Below are 25,893 nucleotides of genomic sequence, written 5' to 3'. Positions count from 1 at the left end.
GTCCAGCAGGACCTCATCGTCCCTGGTCGATGCCCGCATCCCTGGGCAGCTGGAAAACCGATTTCCCGAGCATGGGCAGGACGCTGGCCAGCATCCCGACGACGCACACCCAGAGGGCGTTGCGGTCTCCGACGGCCTGGGCCAGAAAGCCCCCGAGCAACCCGCCGACCGGCATCATGCCCCACATCAGGAACCGCATGGTGGAGTTCATCCGGCCGTGCAATTCGGGCGGGCAGATGGCTTGGCGGTAGGTGAGCTGCGCGACGTTCTGGACGGCGCTGCCACCGATGTAGGCGGCGTAGCCGAGGGGGTAGAGCGCCACCAGCCAACCACCGCCCACCAGCGGCATGACCAGGAGCAGCGGGAACGTCACGACGAACGGCAGCCACAGCGTGCGGGCTATCCCGAGCTTCGAGATGACGCGGTTGGCGAGCACGCTCCCGACGACCCCGCCGACCGCGACGGCCGCGGTCACCAGGCCGTAGACCGCGGGTTGCAGGCCGAGCGTGCCCACCAGCAGCAGCGGCTGGACGGTGAGCAGCGCGTACTCGAACAACAAGGCGATCATGCCGTGGACCACGACGCGCCGGAGGATCGGCTGGCCCATGACGTAACGCATCCCGGTGGTGATCTCCCGGCGCAGTCGGGGCCGCTCACCGAGCCGCAGGACCTCCGGTTCGCGCGGTCGGATCCTGCCGAGCAGCCCGGCGGAAACCAGGTGGCAGGCCGCGTTGAACGCCACCGCGCCCGAGGAGGTGATCAGTTGGACCAGCACCCCTCCCGCGGACGACCCGACCAGCAGGCTCCCGTTCCCCGTCACCTCCAGCTTGCTGAAGGCGGCCTGCAAGCGGTCCTTCCCCAGCAGGCGCGAGACGTAGCTCTGCTGGGCCACGTCGAAGAAGACGTTGCCGAAACCGATCACCAGGGCGACCACGTACAGCTGCACGAGGCTGAGCACCCCGAACAGCGCTGTCACCGGCACCGACGCGAGCGCCAGCGCGCGGATCAGCTCGGCGGCCACCATCACCGGCCGCTGCGGTAGCCGGTCCACCCAGACCCCGGCGGGCAGCGCGACGACGAGGAAGGCGATCGTGCTCGACGCCACCAGGAGTCCCACCTGCTGGGCGGAGGCGTGCAGCACGAGCACCGCGACCAGCGGCAGCGCGACGAGCGTGACCTGGCTACCGGTGCGGCTGATCGCATCGGCGGCGAACAGCAGGCGGAAACCCCGGTGGGAGCGGAGCAAGTCGTCGGCTCGCCGGTCGCGCCCCTGCACGTCCACGGTCATGACGCGTCCACCACCTGCGCCGGCTCGGGCACTACGGCGCTCATCACGACTTCGCCTCCTGGGGTGACCGGTCGACCACGCGACCGGGATCGACTGATCCTCAGTGGACTGGCTTCCCGTGAGCCGGCGACCGGACCGGGTCCGCCGCCCCGGCCGCGTGTGCCAGCCGTTGCACGATTTCGGCGAGGATAGCGGGGGTCGTGGCGAAGTTGAGCCTGAGGAAACCCACGCCGGGCGGGCCGAACTCGGCGCCGTCCAGCACGGTCACCTGCGCGCGTTCGACGATGTCCGCGGACCGCGGGTGGTCGCGGAGGTCGAGCCAGCCGAGGTAGGTGCCTTCGGGCGGGGTGTAGCGGACCTTCGGCAGGTGCGAGTCGAGCAGCTCGGCCAGCAGGTGGCGATTCCGGTCGAGCTGAGCGAGCACCGCGTCGAGCCACGGGCCGCCGGTCAGGTACGCGGTCGTGGCGGCCAGGACGCCCAGTGTGGCGGTGCCGTCGGTGTGCAGTCGCCCGAGTTCGCCCCACCGCTTCCGGTCGGCATCGTTGCCGGTCAGCAGTTGGGCGCACTTCAGGCCCGCCACGTTCCACGCCTTCGACGTCGACGTGGCCGTGATCGCGTGCCCCGCCGCCGCGTCGCAGGTGGTCGCGTACGGGACGTGGCGGTGCCCCCGGTAGACGAGGGGCGCGTGGACCTCGTCGGAGAACACCCGGCCGCGGTGGCGTTCGACGACCTCGGCGATGGCCAGCAGTTCGCCGCGCTCCGCGACCGCGCCGAGGGGGTTGTGGGGGTTGCAGAGGACGAGCAGGTTCCCGCCCGCCGCGAAGGCGCGGTCGAGCGCGTCCAGGTCGTAGCCGTAGTGCCCCCCGGACTCGACCATCCCGATCTGGATGACGCGCCGACCGAGCAGGCGGGGCACGACCAGGAAGGGTGTGTACGCGGGCACCGGCACGATGACGGCGGAGCCGGGTCGGGAGAAGCACTCGACGGCGATGTGCAGGGCGCGGATGACGTCCGGCAACGGCCGCACGTCCGCCGGTGACACGTCCCACCCGTACCTGTCGTGCTGCCAGGCCGCGCACGCCTCGGCCAGCCGCGCCGCCAGCCGGGGCGTCAGGTAACCGACCTGGTTCCGGTTCACCGCGTCGTGCAACGCCTCCGCGACCTCGGGAGCGGTCCCGAAGTCCATTTCGGCGACGCACGCCGCCAGCCTGCCCGGCCCGGCCGTGTCCCACTTGAGCCCACCGCGCTCGCGCAGCGAATCGACCGTGATGCCGTCGGAACCTCTCCACACCTGGAATGTCACCTACTCCGTCAGCACGTGTTTCCCGGCGGCGATGCTCGCCTCCCAGTTCTGACCGTCGAATTCCACGAACTCGATGTGCTCCGCGGGACCGAGGTCGAGGCAGCGCGCGTTGACGCTGAAGTAACCGGTCGGGTGCGACCGGGGGCGGTAGAACGGCAGGACACCGCAGACCGCGCAGAAGGTGTGGTCCGCCACGCGGTCACCGAACCGGTAGGGCTTGAGGAACTGCTGTCCCTCGTGCAGCGTGAACCGCTCCTCCGGGACCATGAGTTCCTGGTGGCCGTGCCGGTAGCAGATGCCGCAATTGCACAGCGTGATGGTCAGGTTCCGGCTGGCCGCCGCGGAGAACTTCACCCCTCCGCAGTGGCAGCTGCCGTCGTACCACACGCGCTCGACGGTCTCGGCGGGTGAGGGCGCGTCGTGCGTCACTGTGTCACTCCGATCAGTCCGTCGGTGCCGATCCGGGGTGGGACCGCGGGAATGTCGAACGACATGGGCAGGGTCCGGTGCGGGGTGGTCGAGTCGTACCGGAAGGAAACGTGTCCCTCCACGGCGGGCTTCCTGGTGAAGAAGATGAGCATGTCCCGGACGGCCGACTCCGCGTCGTCGATCGGGTAGACCGGCGAGACGCTGTGCTTGTACTCGTGGTCGACGACCATCAAGGTGTCCAGGAAGTCGCGGTGCCGCGCCCTTCCCTTGACCAATTCGGGATTCGTCTCGTGCCACCGCCGGCCGTTGACCTCGCTCATGTCGTGGAGGATGGTCTCCGCGCTGTCGGCGGTCATGTTGCGCGAGGAGAGGAACGTGGTCATCGTGTGGTCCACCCCGTCGGAGTGCACGCCCTCCAGCGCCGGTTCGCCCAGCAGGTCCGGGGTCGTGAGGGTCCTGAGGTTGAACAGGGTGCAGATCCACTCGGCGCGCCCGTAGTCCAGGTGCGGCCGCCGCGCTATGTCCACGCCGTGGATGACCAGGAACTTGAAGATGAGCATCGCCTGCAGCGCGGTGTTCGACTGCAGGTCGTCCTGCACCTCGTCGAACCTGCGCAGCGTCTCCGAGTCGTGCCGGACGAAGTCCTCCTTGCGGGAGAGGATGAAGGGCTGTGATTCCAGCCGGTATCCGCGCCGCGTCTGCGCGTCCAGGCAGATCCGCCCGTTCCTGCTCCTGCGGAAAGGCAGCGTGGGGTCCGTTTCCAACCGGTCGCTCACCAGCTTCAGCCGCTCGAAATCCTCGTCCGTCGCGCCGAGGGAGCTCAGCAGCGAAACCATTCTCGCCCCGTCGACGAACGTCCATCGGGCATGGATGTACTCGGCTCTGACATCCATGACGTCGGACATGACGGAATCGTATTCCACGACCTTCACACTCCCCGCGAACGGCCCTCGCCGGCAAGCGCCCTGCGACGTAACCAACTTGGCAGGAGCGACCGGCGGGCGCTTCTTCCAAGCTGCCCTCACCGGGTTCCACGAGAGCACCCTGGAAGAAGACAGCCTCTGGGAAGTCGCGGAAACATGTGCGTGCGGGTCGGGCCTCGCCGAGGATCGGGCGGACACACGCCGTCGAATTCAACGCCGCGGCCCGGCACTTCATCCGGAATGCCGATCGCCACTCCGAACAGGGAGAACGACCGTTGCCAAAGTTGATGTTCGCCAATTCGACCAGCCGTGCGATGGCGGCCCGGTGGGATGACGTCCCGGATGACGCGAAGGACTCCTACCGCTTCCTCGCCAACCGGATGCTGTGGTCGATGGACGAGGGCGACGTCGCGATCATCCCGGGCAGGGTCAGTGACGCGTGGCTGTCGTACGTCGCCGGGCTGCTCGGCCTCGCGTCGCCTCCCACCGTGCTCTCCTTGCGCGACTACCCCGGTGACGGGTGGTATTCCGGTGGGCGCCCCCAGCTGGTCGAGGACCTGCGCCGCCTCATGGCCGGGAGCGGCGCCGCGGAACCGTGGCGCCTGGAGTGCTACATCCACGACCGGGACATCGCCGGTTGGGAGCGCCTGCTCGGCATCGGCGCGGAGGAGTCCGTGCGCTTCGCGCAGGGGACCGCGGAACTCGTCAACTCCAAGTCGGTCTTCCGGTCGATGGCGACGGCCTTCGGAATCCCGGTCGCGGAGGGGCGCGTGGTGGATCGCGGCCCCGAGCTGGTCGACTGCGTGTCGGAACTGCTCGCCCGCACCGGGGCCGTCATCGTCAAGCAGGACGTGAACGCCGGCGGGGACGGCAACATCCTGCTGACCACGGTCGAGGGGGGCAAGGAGGCCGGCGCCCACTACGTGGTGCACCTGGCCGCGACGGACCGCGAGGCGGTGGCGGCGGCGCTCGGGCCGTTCGGCCTCACGGACCTGCCCGACCTGCCGGCCGGCGCCGGTCCCGCGCACAACGTCGTCGAGGTCTACCACGAGTCGGTCCGCGAGCTGTCCGCCGACGTGTTCGTGCCGCAGACCGGCGCCCCGACGCTGATGAGCTACAGCGACCTGCGCATGGCGGAGACGTGGAAGGGCAGCACCTACCCGCCGCAGGACCTCACGCCCAGGCTGCACGCGCACCTGGGCGCGTACATGCAGCAGGTCGCGATCCTCGCGCAGCAGCTCGGCTACCACGGGCCGATGAACATCGACGCGATCGTCACCACGTCGGGCGAACTGCTGTTCAACGAGTTCAACGGGCGGGTCGGCGGCACGACCGGCATCGACACCATCGGGCGGCGGCTGCTGGGTGAGGACTACCTCGACCACCACGTCCTCACCTCGCAGATCGACGTGCCCGCGCCCGCGTGCGACGTCCTCACGAAGGTCCTGGACGACCACGGGCTGCTGTTCACGCGGGGATCGGACCGCGGCGTGATCATCTACAACGACACCACCGAGGACACGGGCACGGTCGAGTACGTGGTGGTCGGCCGCGGGTGGGACGAGACGTCCCGCAGCGAGGAGCAGCTCAGGAGGCTCCTGGACGAGCTCTGAGCGACCGGTGGGACTTCGTCGGGCCGCGTCGGCCGCGCCGCACGCCTGAAGCCCGTGCGGGCGTGCGCACCCGACGAAGTCCCTACTGGGCGTTCGGCGACTGGCTCGGCCGGCGGTGCAGGAGGCCGAACTTGGCCCACATCGCCTCGGCCGCCTCGATGGACGCGGCGGTGCGGGCGGGGTCCACGGCGGCCAGTTGGGCGACCACGGCCTGCGCGACGGCCATGCCCGCGGTCAGGGACGGGAAGAACGCGACGCCTTCGGCGGGCACCATCAGCATCGCCTCGGCCGCCGCGGCGAGGGCGGGACTGGCCGCGTCGGTCACCGCGAACACCCGCGCGCCGCGCGAGCGGGCCTCGTTGGCCGCGAGGACAGTGCTCTCGTACAGCCGCCAGAAGCTGATCGCGATCAGCACGTCGTCGGGGCCGGTGAACGCGACCGCGTTGGCCAGGTCGGCGTCGTTCGCGGACACCGCCACCACGTCGTACCCGGCCAGCCGCGCGTTGTGCGCGAACGCGATGCCCACCGCCGCGTAGCTGCCCGAGGCGATCACCACGGTGCGCCGGGCTTTCGCCACGGCGTGCGCGATGGTGACGACCACGCCCTCGTCGAGCCGCCGGTGCAGCAGGGCGAGCCCGTCGAGGTCGCGGCGCACCGACGCCGACCCGGGCGAGCCGACGCCGTGGTGCTCGGCGGCCACCTGGGGCGCGCTCAGGGAGGACAGGTACCGGGCGCGCAGCTCCTGCTGGAGCGCGGGCCAGCCGGCGAAGCCGAGGGCCTGCGCGGTGCGCGTCACCGTCGCCACGTTCACCCCGGCGAGCTGCGCCAGTTCGGCGGTCGAGCCGAACGACGCCCGCCTGGGCTGCGACAGCAGCACCTCCAGCAGCGCGGCGGCCTTGGGTCGCAGGCCGCGTTCGGGCACGCGTCCGCGCAGCCACTCCTCGAAGCCGTCGGCGGCAGCACGGTCCGTCATCTCGCCCCTCCCAGCACGGCGGACACGGTACGCGGTCGCGAGACGTCAAAGATGCAACATCTATTGCGCTTCTCCGAATCTGAACTATACGTTGCACGGCATCCACCCGCTGGTCACGACCCCGAAGGGCGCTCCATGACCCTGTTGGCTCGCTTGGACAGGCTCCCGCTGAGCCGTCCGCACTACGGCCTCCTGCTGATCGGCGGGCTCGGCTACACCTTCGACGGCATGGACTCGGCCGTCGTCGCCTTCCTCCTGCCCAGCGCCCAGCAGGTCTGGGGACTGGACAACGGCCAACTCGGCCTCATCGGGTCCGCCACCCCGTTCGGCTTCCTGTTCGGCGCGGCCATCGCGGGCCTGCTCGGCGACCGCATCGGCCGCAAGAAGGTCATGATGTACGCGCTGGCCTTCTACGCCGTCTTCTCGGTCGTGGCGGCCTTCTCCCCCAACTACGAGACGTTCCTCGTGGCCCGCGTGCTGGCCGGCGCCGGCGCCGGTGCGGAGAGCGCCATCATCGCGCCGTTCCTGTCCGAGTTCGTCCCCGCCAAGCGGCGCGGCTGGTTCGTCGGCGCGCTGGCCGGGTTCTTCTCCTTCGGCTTCGTGATGGCGGCCCTGATCGGCCGGTTCGTCGTGCCGGTCTCCGAGGACGGCTGGCGCATCGCGCAGCTGATCACCGCGCTGCCGATCGTGATGCTGCTGTGGTGGCGGCGCTCCCTGCCCGAGTCGCCGAGGTTCCTGCTCCAGCAGGGCCGCCACGCCGAGGCGGAGCGGGTCGTCGTCGACCTGGAGCGCCGGGTCGAGAAGGCCACCGGCGAGGCGCTGCCGCCCGTCCCCGAGACGACGGCGCGGCCGGTCACCGAGACGCCGAAGGTCACGCTCGGCCGCGCGCTGAAGTTCATGTGGAGCCCCGCGATGGCCAAGCGCACCGCCGTGATCTGGCTGGTGTGGTTCGTCATCACGTTCTCGTACTACGGCTTCTTCTCCTGGATCCCCACGCTGCTGATCCAGCAGGGCATCACGGTGACCAAGAGCTTCGAGTTCTCGATCATCATCTACCTGGCGCAGATCCCCGGCTACTTCTCCGCCGCGTGGCTGTCGGAGAAGCTGGACCGCAAGAACACCATCGCGATCTACCTGACGGGCTCGGCGATCAGCGCGTTCTGGCTGTCCCAGATGGAGACCCCGCTGACCATCACGGTGGCGGGCGCGGTGCTCTCGTTCTTCCTCAACGGCACCTACGCGGGCGTCTACTCCTACACGCCCGAGGTGTTCCCGACCTGGATCAGGGCCACCGGCACCGGCCTGTCCAGCGCGTTCGGCCGGGTGGGCAGCATCCTCGCGCCCACCATCATCGGCCTGACCGCGGCGAGCCTCGGGTTCGCGGGCGTGTTCGGCATGACCACGGCGGTGCTCGTGGTCGGCGTGGTGTGCGTGCTGGTGTTCGGCCTGTCCACGGCCGGGCGCTCCCTGGAGGACCTGACCGAGCGGGGCGGACCCGCCGAGACCGCGAAGGAGATGGCGAAGTGACCGACCTGGCCGTGCTGGAGGAGAAGGTGCGGGACAGCGTGGGCGTGCGGCTGTTCACCGTGCTGGCCTGGGTGCCGGAGCGCCGGGCGCTGCGCCGCGTGCACAGCAGCCACCCCGACCGCTACCCCGTCGGCGGGGAGAAGACCGTCGAGGTCGCCGCGGCGTGGCTGGAGCGCTGCATCGAGGGCGCGGAGCCGTTCTTCGGGCGCGACGCCGCCGCGGTGCGCGAGATCTTCGCCGACCACGAGCTGATCGAGAGCCTGGGCTGCGGCTCGATCGTCAACGTGCCGGTGGTCGACGAGCGGGACGGGCGGGTGCTCGGCGTGCTGAACATCCTCGACGCGGAGGGCGCCTACGACGACGGGTCGGTCGCCGCCGCGCAGGCCTTGGCGCCGCTCGCCGTGCCGGCGCTGCGCGAGGCCGTCGGGGGTGCCCGGTGAGCCTGCTCGTGCGCGACGCGCTGGTCCTCGACCCGGCCACCGGCGAGTACGCCGAGGGCGACCTGCGCTGCGAGGACGGCCGGGTCGTGGAGGCGGGGCCGAACCTGACCGCGCCCGACGCCCGGGTGCTCGACGCGGCCGGTGCGGTGGTCGTGCCCGGCCTCGTCGACGCGCACGTCCACGTCACCGCGTCCACCGCCGACCTCGGTGCGCTCACGTCGCTGTCGCCGTCCTACGTGGCGGCGCACAGCGCCCGCACCATGTCGCGGATGCTGGACCGCGGGTTCACCACCGTGCGCGACGCCTCCGGGGCCGACTGGGGCCTGTCGCTCGCGCAGGCCGAGGGCGTCCTGCGCGGCCCGCGCCTGCTGTTCTGCGGCAAGGCGCTGAGCCAGACCGGCGGCCACGGCGACGTGCGCGGCCCCGGCACGACCGTGCACGACTCGAACCAGTGCTGCGCCGGGCTCGGCCGCATCGCCGACGGCGTGGACGCGGTGCGCACCGCCGCCCGCGACGAGCTGCGCAAGGGGGCGCACCACATCAAGGTGATGGCCGGCGGCGGCGTCAGCTCGCCGACCGACCGGATCGACTCGACCCAGTACTCGGTGGAGGAGTTGCGCGCGGTCGTGCAGGAGGCGGAGGCGGCCAACCGCTACGTCGCCGCGCACGCCTACACCGCCCGCGCGATCAACCGGGCGCTGGAGGTCGGCGTGCGGTCGATCGAGCACGGCAACCTGCTCGACGACGCCAGCGTGGCGCTGTTCCTCGCGCACGACGCGTTCCTCGTGCCGACGCTCGTCACCTACTGGTCGCTCAAGGAGGAGGGCCGCGAGTTCGGCCTGTCCGAGGCGAGCTGGCGCAAGGTCGACGAGGTGCTCACGGCGGGCCTGGAGGGGCTGGAGCGGGCCGCGCGCGGCGGGGTGAAGCTCGTCTACGGCAGCGACCTGCTCGGCGGGATGCAGCGGCACCAGGCCCACGAGTTCCGCCTGCGCCGCGAGGTCCAGGACGCGATCGACGTGCTCCGGGCGGCGACCGTCAACGCGGCGGAGCTGCTCGGCCTGACCGGCGAGGTCGGCACCCTGGCGGTCGGCGCGCACGCCGACCTCCTCGTCCTCGACGGCGACCCGCTGGAGGACGTCGGCGTGCTCGCCCGGCCGGACGGCATCCGCCACCTCGTGCAGGCCGGGGTCGTGCTCGACCGGTGAGCCCGGGGGCGGCCCGGTCAGCCGATCGGGCCGCCCGCCGGGATCACCGGGCCAGGAGTTCGCGGGCGAGCGCCCCGCCCCACCACCGCTCGACCCGGTCGGGTCGCCAGCCGCGCTCGGCGGTCAGCACGGTGTAGACGTCGATGTTGCACACGGCCGCGTAGACGTCGACGGCGGTGGCCACGTCCAGGCCGTCGCGGAGGGTGCCCGCGGGCCAGGACGAGAACACCCGGACGCGGGTCCCGTCCCCCCGTCGCCGCCCCCGGTCGTAGGCGGCGGCCAGCTCGGGCTCGGCGCGCCCCGCCTCGCGCACGAGCGCGATGACGTCGCCGGAGCGCTCGAACAGCCGCCGGTCGTAGGCCGCCATCGCGGCCAGCTGACCCTCCGGGGAGGCCGACGCCTCCAGGGCGTCCACCATCCCCGCCGCGTCGGCGGACAGGTCGGCCGCGTCGGCGACGGCCCGCACCAGACCCGCCTTGTCGCCGTAGGCGGCGTAGACCGTGGGCACGGAGACCCCCGCCCCCTCCGCCACGGCGCGCACGGTCGTGGCCGCCCACCCCCGTGACACGAAGACGTCGCGGGCCGCGCGGGCGATCTCGGCCCGCGTCCGCCGGGCCTGCTCCTCCCGCCGCAGCGAGTCGTACCGACGCTTGCCCGCACCCTCCGCACCCACTCTTCCACCTTACTGCCGCTATATTCATTTTATGATGCGTAAACCCAATATCGGCGATCCTCCGACCAGCGTTTTCACCCGGATCGCGGGGGTCTCCTGCCTCGGGTTCGCCGCCACGATCGTGCTGGCCAACGTCGTCGACCGCGTCGTCGACGCCGACGGCCTCGCCGCCGCGCTCACCCCGACCGCCTGGGTGCTGTCGACCCTGTTCGGCGCGGGCGCCGTCTCGGCGCTGTGGCGGTCCGAGCGCGAGCGGGGCGAAGCCTGGTCCCTCGTCGGGTTCGCCGGGTTGCTCCTCCAGAACGGCGCGTTCGCGGCGGTGGTCGCCCTGCGCCTCGCGCTCCCGTCCGCGGACCGGTCGGCGGGTCTGCCCGCGCTGCACGACGCGCTGTTCACGCTCAACGGCGTCTTCCTGGCCCTCGCCCTCACCGGGCTGTCCGTCGGCGGCGCGCGCTCCGCCCTGATCCCCCGGTGGCACGCCGCACTCGGGCTGCTGTCCGCCGCCCTGCTGTTCGCCTCGGCCACCCTCGCGCCGCTGGTCGTGGCCCGCCCAGGTCCGCCGGGCCTGCTCGGCCTCGGCGGCTGGCTGCTGTGGGTCGGCTGGCTCGTCGCGTACGGCGTCGCCCTGCTCCGCCCGGGCGCCCGGGTCGGTCAGGCGGTGTCTGCCCGGCCCGGCGAGACGATGCCCTGCTCGTAGGCGTACACGACGGCGTGGGTGCGGTCGCGCAGGCCGAGCTTGTTGAGCACCCGGGAGACGTGCGTCTTCACCGTGGTCTCCCCCAGGTACAGCGACTGGGCGATCTCGGCGTTGCTCGCCCCGCGCGCCAACTCCACCAGCACCTCGTACTCGCGATCGGTCAGCTCGGCCGGCCGGTGCCCCGGCGCGGGGGCGGCGGGGGTGTTGAAGCGGGCGATGACCCGGCGGGTGACCTCGGGCGAGAGCAGCGCGTCGCCGCGCGCCACGATGCGCACCGACTCGACCAGGTCCTCCGGTGAGGCGTTCTTCAGCAGGAACCCGCTCGCGCCGGCGCGCAGCGCCTCGAACAGGTAGTCCTCGCGGTCGAACGTGGTCAGGATGACGACCTTGGCCGTGCTGTCGGAGGCGAGGATGCGCCGGGTCGCCTCCAGGCCGTCCACGCGCGGCATCTGCACGTCCATCAGCACCACGTCCGGCCGCAGCCGCTCGACCAGCTCGACGGCCTCGCCGCCGTCACCGGCCTCGCCGACGACCTCGATGCCGTCCTCCGTGCCGAGGATGACCCTGAAGCCCGCGCGGACGAGGGCCTGGTCGTCGGCGAGGACGACGCGCAGCGGCCCGGCGGGCGGTTCGGCGGTCACGCGTGCTCCTCGACGGGGTCCGCGGTCCGCTCCTCGGCAACGGGTTCCGCGGGGGCGGTCGGGTCGGTGGTCGGCAGGGTGGCGCGGACGAGGTACCCGGCGCCGCGCCGCGGTCCGGCTTCGAGCCGACCGCCGTGCACGGCGACGCGCTCGCGCATGCCGAGCAGGCCGAACCCGCCGGTCGGGCGCCCGACGCCGCCGCGGCCGTCGTCGGTGACCTCCACCTCGACCGCGCGGTCGAGGTACCGGACGCGGACGTCGACCCGGCGCGCGTGGGCGTGCTTGACCACGTTGGTCAGCGCCTCCTGCACCACCCGGTACGCGGAGAGCGCGACGGCGTCGGGCACCGGCCGCACCGCGCCGAACGTGCGGTGCTCGACCTCCAGCCCGGCGGCGCGCGCGGTGGCGACCAGCTCGGGCAGCCGGTCGAGGTCGGGCGCGGCGCGCTCCCCCGCGGAGCCGTCCTCCGGGTCGGCCCGCAGCACGCCCAGCAGGCCGCGCAGCTCGCCGATGGACACCCGCGCCGTCTCCTCGACCTGCTTGAGGGCGTCACGGGCCAGGTCGTGGTCCTTGTCCAGCACGCGCCGCGCCGCGGCGGCCTGGATGCCCATCACGGACACGTGGTGCGCCACCACGTCGTGCAGGTCGCGGGCGATGCGCATGCGCTCGGCGACCAGCGCGCCGCGCGTGTTCTGCTCCTGCGACCACCGCAGCTGCTCGGCGCGGTGCTCCAGCTCGGCCTGCCGGCGCGCGGACACCCACGCCACCTCGCCGGCCGCGTAGGCGCCCACGAAGTACACCAGGTTGAACGCGAGGCTGTGCAGCACGGACGCCAGCACCGGGTCCAGCGGGCCGGCCGCGGAGGAGAACGGCTGGGGCGGTCCGACGAGGAACTTCACCAGCGCGAACCCGAGCCAGGCGAACATCACCACGACGACGCCCACGCGCGACCAGCGCGCCACGACCCGGTTGGGCTCCCACGCGCCGGCGGTGTAGATCGCGAGGAACAGCGCGGCGGACGGGACGAAGCTGTCGCCGGTCTGCCTGGTCTGCGCGCCGATGAACACCGCGCCCACCACCAGCAGCACCAGCAGCGGGTAGCGGCGGCGGACGACCAGCGGAGCGGTGACCGCGAGGCTCCACAGCAGCTGCTCGGTCAGCGACGGCGGCGACTCGAACGCGAACGCGCCCATGCTGCTGACCAGGACCGTCATGCCCAGCCCGCCGAGCGCGACACCCAGCGCGAGCCAGACGTCGCGGCGCTGCTGGGCGGGGGTGGGGCGCGGGCGGCGCCACTCGGACCACCGGGGCTCCCCGCTGGTCGCGGTTGCCATGCGCACAACCTAACAACCCGGACGGGTGACTCCGCGATGATGGTGGGGTGCGCGGACGGGTGTTGCCCTGGTCGGTCGCGGTCGTCACCATCGTGGCCGTGGTGCTCGGTGGCGCGTTCGCGTTCCAGCGCAAGCTGGTGTTCCTGCCGTCCGGCGCGGCGGGCGGGCCGCCGTCCGGCGCGCACGAGGTGGTGCTGACCACCGGTGACGGGCTGCGCCTGACGGCCTGGCACTTCCCGGTCGCCGACGCGCGGGCCGCCGTGCTGGTCGCGCCCGGCAACGCGGGCAACCGGTCGCTGCGGGCGCCGCTGGCCCGGGCGCTGGCCGCGCGCGGGCTGTCCGTGCTGCTGCTGGAGTACCGGGGGTTCGGCGGCAACCCGGGATCACCGAGCGAGGAGGGCCTGGCGCTCGACGTGCGCGCGGCGCGGGACTTCCTGGAGGGCTCGACCGACGCGCCGCTGGTGTACTTCGGGGAGAGCCTGGGCTCGGCGGTGGTGGCGGAGCTGGCCGTCGAGCACCCGCCCACCGGGGTGGTGCTGCGGTCGCCGTTCACGGACCTGGCCGCGGTGGGGCGGCGGCACTACCCGTTCCTGCCGGTGCGGTGGCTGCTGCTGGACGAGTTCCGCACGGTCGACCACGTGGCGCGCACCGCGGCCCCCGTCACCGTCGTCCTCGGCGACGCGGACTCGGTCGTGCCACCGGAGCAGAGCCGGGCCGTGGCCGACGCGGCGGGCGGTCGGGCGGTGGTCGTGCCCGGCGCGGACCACAACGACCGGGTGCTGCTGGACGGTCCCGAGGTCGTCGGGGCGGTGCTCCGCTTCACCTCCTGAGCGCGCCGCGCCGCCACACCGCGGCCCCGACGAGCGCGGGCAGCGCCACGGCCGCCGCGGCCAGCGCCCACTGGCCGACCGTCAGGTCCCCGAGCGACGCGCCCGCGGTCGTGTAGACGAGCGTGGCCGGCACGACGCCGACGGCCGTGCCCGCCACGAACGACACCACCCGCACACCCGTCACCCCGGCCGCGTAGTTGACCAGGCCGAACGGCACGACCGGCAGGAACCGCAGGCAGACGACGGCGACGAACCCGTGCCGCAGCAGCACGTCGTCCACCCGGCCGCGGGTGGGGTGGACGACGTCCCCGCCGAGCCGGCGGGCGAGGGCGAAGCCCGCCCACGCGCCCGCCGTCACGCCCGGCACCACCACGAGGGCCCCGACGACCGGTCCGAACAGGACGCCGCCGAGCACGCTCAGCACGGGCTTGGGCACCAGGACCACCGATCCGGCCGCGCACACCGCGACGAACGCGAACGGCGCGGCGGGGCCGGCGCCCTCGACCCACGCCCGGATCTCGTCCACGCCGGGCGTGACGCCGGTGAGCACGCCGACCGCGAACAGCGCGAGCAGCGCGCCCAGGAGCGCCAGGCGGAGGGCGGCGGCCCGGCGGGACGGCCCGGGCGGCGCGGTGGGTCCCGGGGTCACCGGGCGGGCGCCCTCGCGACGCGGGCGCGCAGCGCCTCGACGTGCTCCTCGGCCACCGCGCCCGCCACCACCCCGGGGTGCCGCACGGGCGGGTCGATCGGCAGCTTCACCGGGCGGACCGGCGGACGCCCCGCGGCAACGTCGCCGTCCCGGTCTTCGCGGTGGTCACGGGTTCGAGCCTAGCCGTTCCCGTGCCCGGTCGGAGCGGGTCGCGCCCGGCGCCGGCTCAGGCCCCGGTGAACGGCGCGGTGAGGCAGGCGACCCGACCGCCGGCGCTGCCCGCCTGGCCGGGCTCGGTGGCGGTGGCCTCCTTCTCGTGCACCACGATCGACGCGGGCGCGCGGTCGCCGAAGTCGAACGGCACGGTGGTCTCCGTGCTGCCCGCGCCCTGCGCGTCGGTGGTCAGGTCCAGCCAGATCTCGTTCCGCGGGTTGGCGTACGTCGGGTCCGTGGACGGCTTGTCCGGGCCCGCGGCCGGGTCCTGGTCGTGCTGGTAGTGCGGACCGGCGTCCGCCCCGGTCTTCCCGCACGGCTCGGTGTGCGCGTGCACGGCGTAGCCGCGATCGGGCTGGAGGCCGTCGACCAGCAGCCGCACGGTCGTCGAGCCCTCGCCCTCGGCGACCTGGAGCTCCAGTTCCGCGCCGGACGGGGCGGCCACCGGGTCGTAGGTGAACGCGACGTCCGCCGACGAGACCTCCGCCAGCACGCCCACGTGCCGGTTGGTCACCTCGGACGGTGGTGCGGACTGCGGCGTCGACCCCGGTCCGGACGCGGTCGTGCCCGGCGCGGCCCCGTCGTTCCCCCCGCCGCACCCGACCGCGGTGCACAGCGCCGCGACCAGCACGATGCCGACGCGCATGGTGACTTCCCCCTTCGGCTGCCCGATGTCGTCACCGATCCGGCTACCCTCGTCACTGGGCGTGAAACATCAGCCGGACGGCCGGTCGCACGCCGGTTCGGCGCACCGAACCGGCGGTCCGCACCGCGACCCGCCGGTCGGGGAGCCCGGTGACCGGATTGCCCGGCCGCGCCGCGCGGGCACCGCTCCGGCACCAGCGGTTGCCGCTCCGCCCCGGTTCAAACCCGCCGCGCCGCGACGACTTCGGGGTGCGAGCCGTTCGGCGGAAGCCGGTGGAGGAGCCGTGAGAGCTGTTCTAGCGTCTGCCGGCGTGACCGCCGAACAACGATTAGCCCTGGTCGCCCCCGGTGGCGACCAGGTCACCGTGACGCTGCCGGACACCGCGCCGGTGTCGAGCGTGGCCGCCGCCGTGCGGTTCGCCGGAGGCTCCTACGGCACCGGTTTCCAGATCGGCCCGCGCGGCTACCACGACTTCGCCTGCACCCACGTCGCACCCGCGACCACCACCGACCGCTTCCTCGTGCACGGTCGGGAGGTCGTGGTCGCCGAGGCCCACGACGGCGAGTCGTCGGTGGCCACGCTGATGGGCTCCTACCACGAGCTGATGACCGTGTACGCCGGTCCGGCGCCGCGCCGCGAACGGGTGTCCGCGCTGTTCGGCTCGCTGCGCGTGGACGACCGGGTGCCGGGCATGGTCGTCGCGCCCCGCGCCGAGACGCTGCTCGGCACGATGAGCGAGCACGTCGTGGTCGTGGTGCGCGATTTCGGGGCGGTGTCGATCCCCGGCCCCCGCCAGGCGCGCGACCACGTCCCGGCGCACGCCGGCGCGCCCACCCGCCACGGCGAGGTGTGGAAGGTCGCGCTGCCCGGCGCGGAGGGCTCGACCAGGCCGACGGACCACGCGTTCGTGCTGGGCTGCGCCCGGGGCGTGGCCGAGGTGCGGCTCGCCGACTCGCCGCACCGGACCGACCGGGAACGCCTGGACTGGCTGGACGGCATCGCCGTCGCGTGGAGCGCGGCGTGAACCCCGGCACGGCGTTCGCCGTCCTGACGTGGGTCGCGATCCTCGTGCTGTTCCTGGGCCTCGCCGCCGTGCTGCGGGAGGTGCGGCTGCTGCGCGCGACCGTGGCGCGCGACCCCGGCGGGTTCTCCGCGGCCCAACCGGACCTGGTGCTGGGCCCGCGGTTCGCCGGGCGCGTGGTGCTGGCCGCCGACTCCGGCTGCCCGCTGTGCGTGGCGGTGGCGCGGCGGCTCACCGACGCGGTGCTGCTCACCCACGAGTCGCCGGACGTGTGGGACACGCGGCTGGACGTGGTGCGCGACCGCGAGGCGTGGCGGGTCGTGTCGCACCTCGCGCCACCCGTGCTGATGCTCGTCGACGCCGCCGGGCGGGTGGCGCGGGTGGTGCTGCCGGTGCGCGAGGAGCAGGTGGACGACGTGCTCGACGAGTGGGGGGTGCGCGGTGATCGCGTTCGACTCGATCCCTGACCTGACCGGTCCCGCGCCGGGCGCCGGGCGCAGCACCGCGCTGAGCGGCCTGAGGCCGTCGCGGCGGCGGACCGTGCTCAAGGCCGTGGCGCTGGGCGCGCTGACCATCGGGTCGTCCGCGCTCACCCTGCCCGGCCGCGCCCGCGCGGAGACCGGCCCGAACGCGCTGACCGGCTGGGACCGCACGGACTGCCGCGACGCCTACCCCACCGGCTACCCGGAGGACGCCGACACCGGCGGCGAGTTCGTCGGCACGTACGCCGCCTGCTACGCCGGGGCGTGGCGCAGCAGCGAGTTCTGCGAGGGCGGCTGGCACAAGTACGGCACGGTGACCGTCGGCGACGTGCAGGTCGACCACATGCCGGTCGCCACCACGTGCGGCACCGTGACCGCCAAGAACGCCTGGCGCTGGACCACGCCGGACGGTCGGGTGTACCGCTGCTCCGACGGGTTCAGCACCTACTGGGGCGGCGGGCACACCGGGCAGACGTACCTGACGATCTGCCGGGCCAGGGTCTGATGCCGTGGCACCCGCTCGTCCTCGCCGTCGCGCTCACCGCCGCGTCGGCGGGCGGCGCGGCGTTCGCGCCGTGGCTGTTCGTCGGCGTCACCGCCGGGTTCGCCACGTCCGGCTCCACTTGAAGCCGGAACTCGGCCGACGTGCTGAGCTCGCCGGTCTGGCGAGGCACACCCGCGCTGGCGTTCCGCGCCGGCCTGCTCCTCGGTGGCGCGGTCACCGCCGCCGCGCTCCTGGTCGTCGGCTCGCTGCTGCGCGTGCCGCTGCCCGGCCCGCTGCGGTGGGCGCTGGTGGCGCTCGCGCTCGCCGCCCTCCTGCTGCGGGAGGTCGGCGTGCTGCGGTTCACCCTGCCGGAGAACCGGCGGCTGGTGCCGGAGGGCGTGTTCCGGCTGGGCCGCCTGCTCGGTCCGCTCCAGTTCGGCCTGGAGATGGGCACGGGCGTGCGGACCTACCTGCCCAGCGGCCTGCCGTACGCGGCGGCGCTGGCGGTGCTGCTCACCGCGCCGCCGGCGGGCGCGCTGTGGACGGGTGTCGGGTTCGGCCTGGGCCGGGCCCTCATGACGACGGCCGCGCTGCGCCATCCCGGCGACTGGCACGCCCTGTGGGGCCGCCACTCGGCGCGGCTGGCGGCGCTGCTGGGCTGCGCGTTCCTGGTGTCGCTGGCGGGCGCGGCCCTGACCGGATGATCGTGTCGACTGGAGGAAGACCGTGCGTGCCCCCACCCTCGTCCTGGTCCCGCTGCTGGTGGCGGGCGCCCTCACCGCGCCCGTGCCCGCGCACGCCGTCCCGGGCGCCCGCGGCGGACCGGACGGGCCCACCGTCACGCTGGTGACCGGCGACCGGCTCACCCTCCTGCCGGGGCCGCGCGGTCTCGCGGTGCGGGTGAGACCGGCGCCCGGCCGCGAGCACGTCGGCTTCCTGCGCGACGGCGACCGGGTCGTGCCCGCCGACGCCCTGCCGCTGCTGGACGCCGGCCGGCTGGACCCCCGCCTGTTCGAGGTGGCGGAGCTGCCGCGCGACCGGCCCGCGCCGCTGATCGTGACCGACGCGGGCGCCGACGTGCCCGCGACCCGGGCGCGCGCCCTGCCGAGCGTGCGCGGCGCGGCGGTGGAGCCCGCCGACGGGTTCTGGGCCTGGTTCACCCGCTCCAACGCCTCGGTGTGGCTCGACGGGGTGTCGAAGCCGACGCTGGCCGTGAGCGTGCCGCGGATCGGCGCGCCGACCGCGTGGGACAGCGGTCTCACCGGGGCGGGCGTGACCGTCGGCGTCCTGGACACCGGGGTCGACGCGGACCACCCGGACCTGGCGGGCCGGGTCGTCGAGCAGGCCGACTTCACCGGCACCGGCACCGCCGACGAGGTCGGCCACGGCACGCACGTCGCCGGGATCGTCGCGGGCAGCGGCGCGGCGTCCGGCGGTCTGCACCGGGGCGTGGCGCCGGACGCGCGCCTGGTCAGCGGCAAGGTGTGCGCCACGTTCGGCTGCCCGGACTCCGCGGTGATCGCGGGCATGGAGTGGATCGCGCCCCGCGCGCCGGTGGTGAACATGAGCCTCGGCGGCGCGTACAGCGACGGCACGGACCCGGTGTCCCGGGCGCTGGACGACCTCACCGCCCGGCACGGCACCCTGTTCGTGGTCGCCGCGGGCAACGACCGCGCGCTCGACCAGCCCGACCCGCTCGCCTCGGTCACCTCCCCCGCCGCGGCCGACGCCGCGCTCGCCGTGGGCAGCGTGGCGAAGGACGACACCACCAGCCCGTTCTCGCCGCGCCTGCCCCGACTGCGCGACCACGCCGTGAAGCCGGACATCGCCGCGCCCGGCGGCGACGTGGTGTCCGCGCGCGTCCCCGGTACGCCCGCCGGCGACACCGCGCCCGTGGACGGGCACTACGCGGCGCTGTCCGGCACGTCGATGGCCGCGCCGCACGTCGCCGGGGCCGCCGCGCTGCTGCGCCAGCGGCACGGCGACTGGGCGGCGGACCGGCTCAAGCCGCACCTGGTCAGCACGGCGCACCCGACGGCCGACGTGTTCGAGCAGGGCGCGGGCCGGGTGGACGTCGCCCGCGCGGTCAGCCAGGACGTGAGCGCCTCGGGCGGTGTCGGCTTCGGGTTCCTGCCCTGGCCGCACACCGACCGGCTCGACCGGACGGTGACCTACCGCAACGACGGCCCGGCGCCCGTGACGCTCTCGCTCAGCACCGACTCGCCGCTGTTCACGCCGTCCGCGCCGCACGTGGTCGTGCCCGCGCGCGGCACCGCCTCGGTGGTCGTGCACGCGCACCCGGCGGGCGCGTCGGGGCGGCAGGGCGCGCGGTTGACCGGCACCGCGGCCGGCGTGGTGGTGCGCACGGCGCTCACGGCGGTGCTGGAGCCGGAGAGCCACGACGTGCGCGTGACGCTGCGCGGGCGCACCGGCACGACGGCGTCGTCCGTGGTGAAGGCGGTGGACACGGCGACCGGCGCGGCGTTCGGCGTGCGGCTGGTGGGCGGCACGGGCGTCGTCCGGCTGCCCAGGGGGCGCTACGACGTCAACGCCGTCGAGCTGTCCGACCGCGACGACGTCACCGTGCTGTCGTCACCCGGCGTGACCGTGGACCGGGCGACGTCGGTGGTGCTCGACGCGACCGGCGGCACCCCGCTCACCACGACCGTGGACCGGGCCGGGGCCGAGTTCCGGATGGGCGAGCTGCTGTTGGTCTCCGGGACGGCCGAGCGCACCTCCGCGCTCGGCTGGTTCGCACGGCCGGGGCAGCGCGTGCACCTGGTCGCCACCCCCGGCACGGTCACCGACCACGTGTTCTCGTTCTCCTACCGGGTGCTGCTGACCACGCCGAACACCGCCTACCACCTGGCGTTCCTGTCGCGCGGGGCCATCCCGGCGGGCCGGTTCACCGCGCGCGACCGCGACCTGGCCCGGGTGGACGCCCGCTACCACGCGCAGGGCGCGCCCAGCGAGGGCCAGCGGTCGGACTACGCGATGATCGACGCCCCCGGCGCGAACAGCGGCATCTTCGAGGCGTTGCCGCACGCGATCCCGAGCCGCCGCACCGAGTTCTACACCGCGTCGGACGAGGTGACGTGGCAGCACCTGACCGCGGTGTACCCGCCGGGCGCGGAGGACGTGGAGAACACCGTCTCCTACCGGTCCTACCGGCCCGGTAGGTACGCCGCGCACTGGAACCGCGCCCCGCTCGGGCCGGCGTTCGGCGACGCGCGGCTCGGGTTCGGCGTGGAGCGGGTCGACGGGCGGCTGTCGGTCGCCGTCACGCTGCTGTCCGGCGGCGACCCCGACCAGTTCACGCTGATCTCCTACAACGCGACGGGCACCACCGAGCTGTTCCGCGACGGCGTGTCCCTGGGCGTGAGCGACCTGCCGGGCACCGGCGTGTTCGACGTCCCGGAGGGGCCGGGCACGTACACGCTGCGGTCCACCGCCGAGCGGACCGTGCCGTGGTCGGTGATCGGCACCCGGGCGGACGTCACCTGGACGTTCCGCGAGTCGGGCGGGCCGGTGCCGATGATGGTGGTGCGCGCGGCGGGCGACGTGGACGGGCAGGGTCGCGCGCCCGCCGGGCGGGTGTTCCCGCTGCGGCTGGTCACCCAGTACCAGCCGGGTGCGCCGGCCGGCCGGGTGGTGTCGCTGAAGGTCGAGTCGTCGTCCGACGACGGGGTCACCTGGCGGGTCGCGCCGACCGCGTTCGACGCGAGGGGCACGGGCCTGGCGCTGGTGTCCAACCCGGCCGCGCCGGGCTTCACGTCCCTGCGGATCACCGCCCGTGACGCCGCCGGCAACTCGGTGACGCAGACGGTGGTCCGGGCCTACCAGACGCGGTAGGCGCGGAACCGGACGTTGACGCAACCGGACGGTTGCCATACTGTGGCAACCGTCCGGTTGCACCCTGTTGGAGGTCCTCATGGCGTTTCCCGATCGCATCGAGCGGACCATCGAGGTCGCCCACCCACCCGCGAAGGTCTGGGACGCGCTCACCACCGCCGAGGGCCTGGGCAGCTGGTTCGGCGACGACGCGGCGGTCGACCTGCGCCCCGGCGGGGCGGTCCGGTTGGGCTGGACGAACGGGGACAGCGTCGAGCTGCGCGTGGAGCACGTGGCGGAGCCGTCGGTGTTCGCGTTCACCTGGCGCGTCCACGGGCTCCCCGAGGACGACCCGCGCCGCACCTACGTCGAGTTCACGCTCGAACCGGTCGGCGGCGGCACGCGGGTGACCGTCGTCGAGACCGGTTTCGGCCAACTGCCGGAGGACGCCCACCACACGGCGCACGACGGCAACACGCGGGGGTGGGAGGAGAAGCTCGGCGAACTGGTCGACCACCTCGATGCCGCCTGACAGCCCCGACCACGCCCCCGCCGACCGCGCCCTGGCCGACCGCGAGGCCGTCGCCGAGCAGGTGTTCGTCGCGCTCGCCGACCCCACCCGGCGCGCCCTGCTCGCGCGGCTGGCCTCGGCGGGCCCCGCGACGGCCACCGAACTGGCCGACCGGCTGCCGATCACCCGGCAGGCGATCGCCAAGCACCTCGCCCTGCTCGCCGAGGCCGGCCTGGTGACGGCCGAACCCGGCGAACGACGGCGGGTGCGCTACCGGCTCCGCTCCGCCCCGATGCGGGTGGCGCAGCAGTTCCTGGCCGCGCTGGCCCGCGACTGGGACGGTCCGCTCGGCGCGTTGAAGGACCACCTCGACCGGTGAGCCCGCCCGGGCCCGCCTCGTTCCGCGCACTCGAAGGGAAGACACCGTGAAGACACCTCCGGTCGTGTCACCGCAGGAGTGGGAGGCCGCCCGCCTCGACCTGCTCGTGCGGGAGAAGGAGCTGACCCGCGCCCGCGACGCGCTCGCCGCGCGGAGGCGGCGGATGCCGTGGCTGGCCGTGCGCGACGACTACCGGTTCGAGGGTCCGCGGGGCTCGGTGAGCCTGCTCGACCTGTTCGAGGGACGCCGTCAGCTCATCGTCTACCGGGCGTTCTTCGAACCCGGCGTGTCCGGCTGGCCCGACCACGCCTGCAAGGGGTGCTCCCTGGTGGCGGACCAGGTCGCCCACCCGGCCCACCTGCACGCCCGCGACACCAGCCTCGCCTTCGCCTCGCGCGCGCCGCAGGCGGACATCGGGCGGCTCAAGGCGCGGATGGGCTGGCGGATGCCCTGGTACACCATCACCGACGGGTTCGACGCCGACTTCGGCGTGGACGAGTGGCACGGCACGAACGCGTTCATCCGCGACGGCGACCGGGTGTTCCGCACCTACTTCGTCGACAACCGCGGCGACGAGGCGATGGGCGGCACCTGGAGCTACCTCGACATCACCGCGCTCGGGCGGCAGGAGGAGTGGGAGGACTCCCCCGAGGGCTACCCGCAGACCCCGCCGTACGCCTGGTGGAACTGGCACGACGAGTACGACGGGACCGCGTCCGAGGGGTGCTGCGGTCCCGGGTGAGCGCCGTTCAGTCGGTCGCCGGGGCCAGCAACTGGGCCAGCACGCGCTTGACCGCGACCGTGAACCGGCCCATCACGGTGCCCGGCGCGCCGAGCAGCACCAGCAGCAGCGTGCCGCTCAACGGCTGCACGCCGACGCACCCCCGGTCCCCTTCGAGCACGACGCCCTGGAGCCGCCCGAGGTTGGACGCCTGGACGAACCGGTAGCCGATGCCCGCGGACGCGGCGGCCATCGCGGCGGCCTGGGCGGCGGTGTCGTCGGGGTGGGGCGTGCCGGGACCCAGGTCGGCGGCGAGGACGATGCCGTCGCGGCTGGTGACCACCAGGCCGTCCACGCCGTCGACGTCCGCGCGCACCTTGCCGAGCAGTTCGCCCAGGGCCGCGGGGTCCTGGAGCCGGATCTGCACCCGGTCCGCGGTCATACGATCAGCGCCTGCTCGACGCGCCGCAGGTGCAGCCTGGCCAGCGCCAGGTTCGCGCGCGACCGGTCGAGGACCAGGTAGAGGAACATCCGCGTGCCCTTGTCCTCCGCCAGCGGCCGGATGATGTGGTACTGCTTCGACAGGGTGATCAGGATGTCCTCGATCGCGTCGTCGAGCTGGAGCGCCGCGATGGTGCGCAGCTTGGCCCGCACGACCTCGGTGTTGCCCGCGCCCGCCGTTTCGAGGTCCAGCAGCGCGTTGCCGCCCTGCGCACCCAGGGTCATGCCGCTGTCGTAGTCGACCAGCGACACGCCGACCGCGCCTTCCACGGCCATCGCCTCGCGCAACATCTCGTCGATGTTCACCCGCAGGACCTCCACCTCGAACGATCGATCGACACGCACCGTACCCAGAGATCCCCCACTTGGCCGGACGAGCCGTCACCCGTCCGGCCAAATAGGACGAGAATGTTACGCAGCGAATCGGCGGGTTACTCCATTCAACCCAGGATCGTTAGTCTCCCTCACCTTCGCGGGGGAGCGATTCCCGACCCAACCGCGCCTTGCGTTCGAGCAGCGCGGCGCGAGCCCGACGCGCCGCCCGGAGGTTCACCGCGGCCACCGCGCCGAGTACCAGCACCAGCACGACCGGGGCGGGGCGCACCTCGTGCCGCACGAGGGCGATGGCGGACGCGCCGAGCGCGAACACCGCCCAGGCGACCACCCCCGCCCAGGCCGTCACCACGCGGTCGCGGGCGAACAGCGGCGTCCGCCGGGTCAGCACCCAGGCCGCGACCCCGGCCCAACCCGCCCCGATCGCCGCCAGCACCGCGAACGCCACCGCCGTGCGCGGCGGCAGTTCGGGTTCGGTGGCCCACAGGAGCACCACCAGACCGCCTCCCACGAGCCCCGCGAGCCCCACCGCCGCGTACCCCAGGCGCCTGCGCAGCGACAGCGGCGCGTCCAGGCGGCGCAGCACCTCCTCCGGCGTCATGCCCCGTACCCCTTCCGCGCCAGTTCCGACCGCATCAGCCCGCGCGCCCGATCGAGCCTCGACTTGACCGTGCCGACGGGGACCCCGCACACCTGCGCGCACGCCTCCACCGACAGGTCCTCCAGGTAGAACAGCATCAGCACCTCCCGCTCCCGGACCGGCAGCGCGCCCAGCGCCTCCGCCACCACCTCCCGGTCCAGCACGTCGTCCGCCTCGTCACGCCCCTCCGGTCCGGCCCCCTCCGGTCCGGGCACCGGCTCGGGCCGCGCGTACTCGTCCCTCAGCCGGTTCACCACCGCGCGCCGCGCGATCGTGAACAGCCACGGCGCGAACCGCTCGGGCCGCCGCAGCCGGGGCAACCCCCGGAACACCGCGAGCCAGACCTCCTGCACCACGTCGTCGTCCGGTCCGCCGAGCATCCGCCCGACGTACCGCTCCACCGCGCCGTGCCAGGTCCCCACCAGCTCGGCGAACGCACCGCGCTCACCCAGTTGGCACCGGACGACCAGCAACTCGTCGCTCATCCGCACCTCCCTTCCCCCCTTCAGTCGAGGACGGCGCGGTTCCGGTTCACGGCTCGGGACGACGGTCGCGCTGTGACCACGACCACCCGGTTCGCGGTAAGCGGGTTCACCTGTCCTGGTGTAGGGGACCCGCACGAGGGGAAACCGGGTTGTGCCACGACGTGCTCCCCCGAGGCGTTCGACCACCACCACGAGGATGCGGAATGCCCGATCACAGCTCACTCCGAGCGCCTGTCGCCACCCCGATCGCGGGCGGCGACGACGTGGTGGCGCTCGACGCCTCCCCCACGTCCGACAACCTGGCCGCGATGCGCGGCGAGATCGCCCGCGTCCTCGCGGGCTCGGACGAGGAGTTCGTGCAGGACGTGCAACTCGTCGCCACCGAACTGGCCGCCAACGCGTGCGACCACGCCGCCGCGCCGCGCCACCTCCTGCTACGCCGCGAGCGGGCGGGCGGCGGGTCGATCCTGGTGGTGGAGGTGCGCGACGGCACGCCGGACAGGTTGCCACTGGTCGGCCGGTCCACGCTGGGCGAGCACCGCGGCAACGGGATGCGCATGGTGCTCACGCTCTGCCAGGACTGGGGCGTGCGCCGGATGGCGGAGGCGAAGGTGGTGTGGGCGCGACTGCCCTTTCCCGGCCTGGCCCCCGCACTGGTGGGCTGATCCGGGTTTACCGTCACTCGATCGTGGGCATGGATTCCCTGTGACTTCCTCGCAGCTGCCCTCGACGGCGACCACCAGCACGACCCCCGGTGACGCGGCGGTGGTCCGCGTCACCGGTGAGATCGACATGTTCACCAGTGACGACCTCTTCCACCGCTGCGCGACCGCCCTCGACGGCGGCGCGGCGTGCCTCGTCGTGGACCTGGCGGAGGTGACGTTCTTCGCCTCCTCCGGCATCGCCGCGCTCGGCCGGCTCCGCGAGCACAACGCGACACCGCGCAGGCCCGTCCACGTGGTGGCCTCCAGAGCCGTGCGGCGCTCCCTGGAGCTGACCGCGATGGACCGCCTCCTGCCGCTGCACGACACCGTCGACGAGGCCCTCGCCGCGGCCCGCTTCGAGGCCCACCTGGACGGCGCGACCGGCTGACCCCCGTCCGCCGCGGACGTGGCCCGGGC

General features: G+C 73.8%; 31 protein-coding genes. 17 read left to right on the top strand and 14 right to left on the bottom strand.

Features of this window, described 5'->3' with window-relative positions:
• Positions 1-13 precede the first annotated feature (13 nt).
• From J2S66_RS07160 to J2S66_RS07145, 4 genes are all read right to left on the bottom strand, one after another.
• The gene (locus tag J2S66_RS07160) at positions 14-1,288 is read right to left on the bottom strand and encodes an MFS transporter (RefSeq protein ID WP_310305311.1); all 1,275 of its coding nucleotides are present in this window, start codon (positions 1,286-1,288) and stop codon (positions 14-16) included.
• A gap of 100 nt (positions 1,289-1,388) precedes the next feature.
• Entirely contained in the window at positions 1,389-2,579 is a 1,191-nt protein-coding gene (locus tag J2S66_RS07155; RefSeq protein ID WP_310305309.1) for a MalY/PatB family protein, read from the bottom strand.
• 12 nt (positions 2,580-2,591) lie between these two features.
• Positions 2,592-3,020 carry a GFA family protein gene (locus tag J2S66_RS07150; protein WP_310305305.1) on the bottom strand — a complete coding sequence of 143 codons (429 nt, stop codon included), beginning with the start codon at positions 3,018-3,020 and terminating at the stop codon, positions 2,592-2,594.
• Positions 3,017-4,063 carry a 2OG-Fe dioxygenase family protein gene (locus tag J2S66_RS07145; RefSeq protein ID WP_310305302.1) on the bottom strand — a complete coding sequence of 349 codons (1,047 nt, stop codon included), beginning with the start codon at positions 4,061-4,063 and terminating at the stop codon, positions 3,017-3,019. The genes J2S66_RS07150 and J2S66_RS07145 overlap by 4 nt, the downstream gene beginning before the upstream one ends.
• A 155-nt stretch (positions 4,064-4,218) precedes the next feature.
• On the opposite strand from J2S66_RS07145, the gene J2S66_RS07140 reads away from it, so the two are divergent.
• Positions 4,219-5,556, top strand: a complete 1,338-nt coding sequence (locus tag J2S66_RS07140) for a preATP grasp domain-containing protein (RefSeq protein WP_310305300.1) — start codon at positions 4,219-4,221, stop codon at positions 5,554-5,556.
• A gap of 82 nt (positions 5,557-5,638) precedes the next feature.
• Here J2S66_RS07140 and J2S66_RS07135 read toward each other — a convergent pair whose 3' ends face one another.
• Positions 5,639-6,529, bottom strand: coding sequence for a MurR/RpiR family transcriptional regulator (locus tag J2S66_RS07135; protein ID WP_310305298.1), 891 nt, complete (start codon positions 6,527-6,529; stop codon positions 5,639-5,641).
• A gap of 135 nt (positions 6,530-6,664) precedes the next feature.
• Here J2S66_RS07135 and J2S66_RS07130 point away from each other — a divergent pair, with 135 nt between their 5' ends.
• From J2S66_RS07130 to J2S66_RS07120, 3 genes are read left to right on the top strand one after another with little or no spacing between them, the layout of a single operon-like run.
• Complete coding sequence (locus J2S66_RS07130) at positions 6,665-8,056, top strand: MFS transporter (protein ID WP_310305295.1); 1,392 nt, start codon at positions 6,665-6,667, stop codon at positions 8,054-8,056.
• Positions 8,053-8,496, top strand: a complete 444-nt coding sequence (locus J2S66_RS07125; protein ID WP_310305291.1) for a GAF domain-containing protein — start codon at positions 8,053-8,055, stop codon at positions 8,494-8,496. The genes J2S66_RS07130 and J2S66_RS07125 overlap by 4 nt, the downstream gene beginning before the upstream one ends.
• Positions 8,493-9,701 (top strand): metal-dependent hydrolase family protein, encoded by a 1,209-nt coding sequence (locus J2S66_RS07120; protein WP_310305289.1) that lies wholly within the window; start codon positions 8,493-8,495, stop codon positions 9,699-9,701. The genes J2S66_RS07125 and J2S66_RS07120 overlap by 4 nt, the downstream gene beginning before the upstream one ends.
• A gap of 43 nt (positions 9,702-9,744) precedes the next feature.
• Here the strand turns inward: J2S66_RS07120 and J2S66_RS07115 are convergent, their stop codons facing one another.
• Complete coding sequence (locus tag J2S66_RS07115; protein WP_310305287.1) at positions 9,745-10,374, bottom strand: TetR/AcrR family transcriptional regulator; 630 nt, start codon at positions 10,372-10,374, stop codon at positions 9,745-9,747.
• 34 nt (positions 10,375-10,408) lie between these two features.
• Between J2S66_RS07115 and J2S66_RS07110 the strand changes: the two genes are divergently transcribed.
• Positions 10,409-11,071 (top strand): hypothetical protein, encoded by a 663-nt coding sequence (locus J2S66_RS07110; RefSeq protein ID WP_310305285.1) that lies wholly within the window; start codon positions 10,409-10,411, stop codon positions 11,069-11,071.
• On the opposite strand, the gene J2S66_RS07105 is transcribed toward J2S66_RS07110, so the two are convergent.
• Both J2S66_RS07105 and J2S66_RS07100 read right to left on the bottom strand, forming a co-directional pair.
• The gene (locus tag J2S66_RS07105) at positions 11,026-11,712 is read right to left on the bottom strand and encodes a response regulator (RefSeq protein ID WP_310305282.1); all 687 of its coding nucleotides are present in this window, start codon (positions 11,710-11,712) and stop codon (positions 11,026-11,028) included. The two genes, J2S66_RS07110 and J2S66_RS07105, sit on opposite strands and share 46 nt — an antisense overlap.
• Complete coding sequence (locus J2S66_RS07100) at positions 11,709-13,046, bottom strand: sensor histidine kinase (RefSeq protein WP_310305280.1); 1,338 nt, start codon at positions 13,044-13,046, stop codon at positions 11,709-11,711. The genes J2S66_RS07105 and J2S66_RS07100 overlap by 4 nt, the downstream gene beginning before the upstream one ends.
• Positions 13,047-13,093: 47 nt before the next feature.
• Between J2S66_RS07100 and J2S66_RS07095 the strand changes: the two genes are divergently transcribed.
• The gene (locus J2S66_RS07095) at positions 13,094-13,876 is read left to right on the top strand and encodes an alpha/beta hydrolase (RefSeq protein WP_310305277.1); all 783 of its coding nucleotides are present in this window, start codon (positions 13,094-13,096) and stop codon (positions 13,874-13,876) included.
• Here J2S66_RS07095 and J2S66_RS07090 read toward each other — a convergent pair.
• Positions 13,866-14,525, bottom strand: coding sequence for a TVP38/TMEM64 family protein (locus tag J2S66_RS07090; RefSeq protein WP_310305275.1), 660 nt, complete (start codon positions 14,523-14,525; stop codon positions 13,866-13,868). The two genes, J2S66_RS07095 and J2S66_RS07090, sit on opposite strands and share 11 nt — an antisense overlap.
• A gap of 226 nt (positions 14,526-14,751) precedes the next feature.
• A complete protein-coding gene (locus J2S66_RS07085) occupies positions 14,752-15,384 on the bottom strand; it encodes a superoxide dismutase family protein (RefSeq protein ID WP_310305273.1) in 633 nt (210 codons plus the stop codon).
• A gap of 310 nt (positions 15,385-15,694) precedes the next feature.
• Here J2S66_RS07085 and J2S66_RS07080 point away from each other — a divergent pair, with 310 nt between their 5' ends.
• The 9 genes from J2S66_RS07080 (at position 15,695) to J2S66_RS07040 (ending at position 22,834) form a co-directional block, all read left to right on the top strand.
• Positions 15,695-16,408 carry a hypothetical protein gene (locus J2S66_RS07080; RefSeq protein ID WP_310305269.1) on the top strand — a complete coding sequence of 238 codons (714 nt, stop codon included), beginning with the start codon at positions 15,695-15,697 and terminating at the stop codon, positions 16,406-16,408.
• On the top strand, positions 16,405-16,872 hold the full coding sequence (locus tag J2S66_RS07075; protein WP_310305267.1) for a hypothetical protein: 468 nt from the start codon (positions 16,405-16,407) through the stop codon (positions 16,870-16,872). Before J2S66_RS07080 ends, J2S66_RS07075 begins: the two co-directional genes overlap by 4 nt.
• Positions 16,847-17,392, top strand: coding sequence for a hypothetical protein (locus tag J2S66_RS07070; protein ID WP_310305264.1), 546 nt, complete (start codon positions 16,847-16,849; stop codon positions 17,390-17,392). Before J2S66_RS07075 ends, J2S66_RS07070 begins: the two co-directional genes overlap by 26 nt.
• Positions 17,392-17,514, top strand: coding sequence for a hypothetical protein (locus J2S66_RS07065; RefSeq protein ID WP_310305261.1), 123 nt, complete (start codon positions 17,392-17,394; stop codon positions 17,512-17,514). Before J2S66_RS07070 ends, J2S66_RS07065 begins: the two co-directional genes overlap by 1 nt.
• An 18-nt stretch (positions 17,515-17,532) precedes the next feature.
• The gene (locus tag J2S66_RS07060; RefSeq protein ID WP_310305259.1) at positions 17,533-18,075 is read left to right on the top strand and encodes a hypothetical protein; all 543 of its coding nucleotides are present in this window, start codon (positions 17,533-17,535) and stop codon (positions 18,073-18,075) included.
• 22 nt (positions 18,076-18,097) lie between these two features.
• The gene (locus J2S66_RS07055) at positions 18,098-21,223 is read left to right on the top strand and encodes a S8 family serine peptidase (RefSeq protein WP_310305256.1); all 3,126 of its coding nucleotides are present in this window, start codon (positions 18,098-18,100) and stop codon (positions 21,221-21,223) included.
• 79 nt (positions 21,224-21,302) lie between these two features.
• A complete protein-coding gene (locus tag J2S66_RS07050) occupies positions 21,303-21,734 on the top strand; it encodes an SRPBCC domain-containing protein (RefSeq protein WP_310305253.1) in 432 nt (143 codons plus the stop codon).
• The gene (locus tag J2S66_RS07045) at positions 21,724-22,092 is read left to right on the top strand and encodes an ArsR/SmtB family transcription factor (RefSeq protein WP_310305251.1); all 369 of its coding nucleotides are present in this window, start codon (positions 21,724-21,726) and stop codon (positions 22,090-22,092) included. Before J2S66_RS07050 ends, J2S66_RS07045 begins: the two co-directional genes overlap by 11 nt.
• Before the next feature lie 46 nt (positions 22,093-22,138).
• Entirely contained in the window at positions 22,139-22,834 is a 696-nt protein-coding gene (locus J2S66_RS07040; RefSeq protein WP_310305249.1) for a DUF899 domain-containing protein, read from the top strand.
• Between the two features lie 7 nt (positions 22,835-22,841).
• Here J2S66_RS07040 and J2S66_RS07035 read toward each other — a convergent pair whose 3' ends face one another.
• From J2S66_RS07035 to J2S66_RS07020, 4 genes are all read right to left on the bottom strand, one after another.
• A complete protein-coding gene (locus J2S66_RS07035) occupies positions 22,842-23,255 on the bottom strand; it encodes a roadblock/LC7 domain-containing protein (protein WP_310305246.1) in 414 nt (137 codons plus the stop codon).
• Complete coding sequence (locus tag J2S66_RS07030; protein WP_310314701.1) at positions 23,252-23,620, bottom strand: hypothetical protein; 369 nt, start codon at positions 23,618-23,620, stop codon at positions 23,252-23,254. The genes J2S66_RS07035 and J2S66_RS07030 overlap by 4 nt, the downstream gene beginning before the upstream one ends.
• 148 nt (positions 23,621-23,768) lie before the next feature.
• Complete coding sequence (locus J2S66_RS07025) at positions 23,769-24,248, bottom strand: hypothetical protein (RefSeq protein WP_310305244.1); 480 nt, start codon at positions 24,246-24,248, stop codon at positions 23,769-23,771.
• Positions 24,245-24,772 carry an RNA polymerase sigma factor gene (locus J2S66_RS07020; RefSeq protein WP_310305241.1) on the bottom strand — a complete coding sequence of 176 codons (528 nt, stop codon included), beginning with the start codon at positions 24,770-24,772 and terminating at the stop codon, positions 24,245-24,247. The genes J2S66_RS07025 and J2S66_RS07020 overlap by 4 nt, the downstream gene beginning before the upstream one ends.
• A 203-nt stretch (positions 24,773-24,975) precedes the next feature.
• On the opposite strand from J2S66_RS07020, the gene J2S66_RS07015 reads away from it, so the two are divergent.
• Both J2S66_RS07015 and J2S66_RS07010 read left to right on the top strand, forming a co-directional pair.
• Positions 24,976-25,437 carry an ATP-binding protein gene (locus tag J2S66_RS07015; RefSeq protein ID WP_310305238.1) on the top strand — a complete coding sequence of 154 codons (462 nt, stop codon included), beginning with the start codon at positions 24,976-24,978 and terminating at the stop codon, positions 25,435-25,437.
• Positions 25,438-25,477: 40 nt separating this feature from the next.
• Entirely contained in the window at positions 25,478-25,864 is a 387-nt protein-coding gene (locus J2S66_RS07010) for an STAS domain-containing protein (RefSeq protein WP_306746061.1), read from the top strand.
• The last annotated feature ends 29 nt before the right edge of the window (positions 25,865-25,893 follow it).

The organism is Saccharothrix longispora (assembly GCF_031455225.1).
Taxonomy (GTDB): domain Bacteria; phylum Actinomycetota; class Actinomycetes; order Mycobacteriales; family Pseudonocardiaceae; genus Actinosynnema; species Actinosynnema longispora.
Note: the sequence above shows the minus strand (reverse complement) of the source record. Positions and strands in the feature narration are given on the sequence as shown.

Excerpts from the sequence above, each read along its gene's own strand:
- J2S66_RS07160 (WP_310305311.1), bottom strand. The coding sequence starts at position 1,288 with ATGACCGTGGACGTGCAGGGGCGCGACCGGCGAGCCGACGACTTGCTC.
- J2S66_RS07135 (WP_310305298.1), bottom strand. The coding sequence starts at position 6,529 with ATGACGGACCGTGCTGCCGCCGACGGCTTCGAGGAGTGGCTGCGCGGA.
- J2S66_RS07130 (WP_310305295.1), top strand. The coding sequence starts at position 6,665 with ATGACCCTGTTGGCTCGCTTGGACAGGCTCCCGCTGAGCCGTCCGCAC.
- J2S66_RS07110 (WP_310305285.1), top strand. The coding sequence starts at position 10,409 with ATGCGTAAACCCAATATCGGCGATCCTCCGACCAGCGTTTTCACCCGG.
- J2S66_RS07100 (WP_310305280.1), bottom strand. The coding sequence starts at position 13,046 with ATGGCAACCGCGACCAGCGGGGAGCCCCGGTGGTCCGAGTGGCGCCGC.
- J2S66_RS07085 (WP_310305273.1), bottom strand. The coding sequence starts at position 15,384 with ATGCGCGTCGGCATCGTGCTGGTCGCGGCGCTGTGCACCGCGGTCGGG.
- J2S66_RS07065 (WP_310305261.1), top strand. The coding sequence starts at position 17,392 with ATGCCGTGGCACCCGCTCGTCCTCGCCGTCGCGCTCACCGCCGCGTCG.
- J2S66_RS07050 (WP_310305253.1), top strand. The coding sequence starts at position 21,303 with ATGGCGTTTCCCGATCGCATCGAGCGGACCATCGAGGTCGCCCACCCA.
- J2S66_RS07045 (WP_310305251.1), top strand. The coding sequence starts at position 21,724 with ATGCCGCCTGACAGCCCCGACCACGCCCCCGCCGACCGCGCCCTGGCC.
- J2S66_RS07035 (WP_310305246.1), bottom strand. The coding sequence starts at position 23,255 with ATGACCGCGGACCGGGTGCAGATCCGGCTCCAGGACCCCGCGGCCCTG.
- J2S66_RS07025 (WP_310305244.1), bottom strand. The coding sequence starts at position 24,248 with ATGACGCCGGAGGAGGTGCTGCGCCGCCTGGACGCGCCGCTGTCGCTG.
- J2S66_RS07020 (WP_310305241.1), bottom strand. The coding sequence starts at position 24,772 with ATGAGCGACGAGTTGCTGGTCGTCCGGTGCCAACTGGGTGAGCGCGGT.
- J2S66_RS07015 (WP_310305238.1), top strand. The coding sequence starts at position 24,976 with ATGCCCGATCACAGCTCACTCCGAGCGCCTGTCGCCACCCCGATCGCG.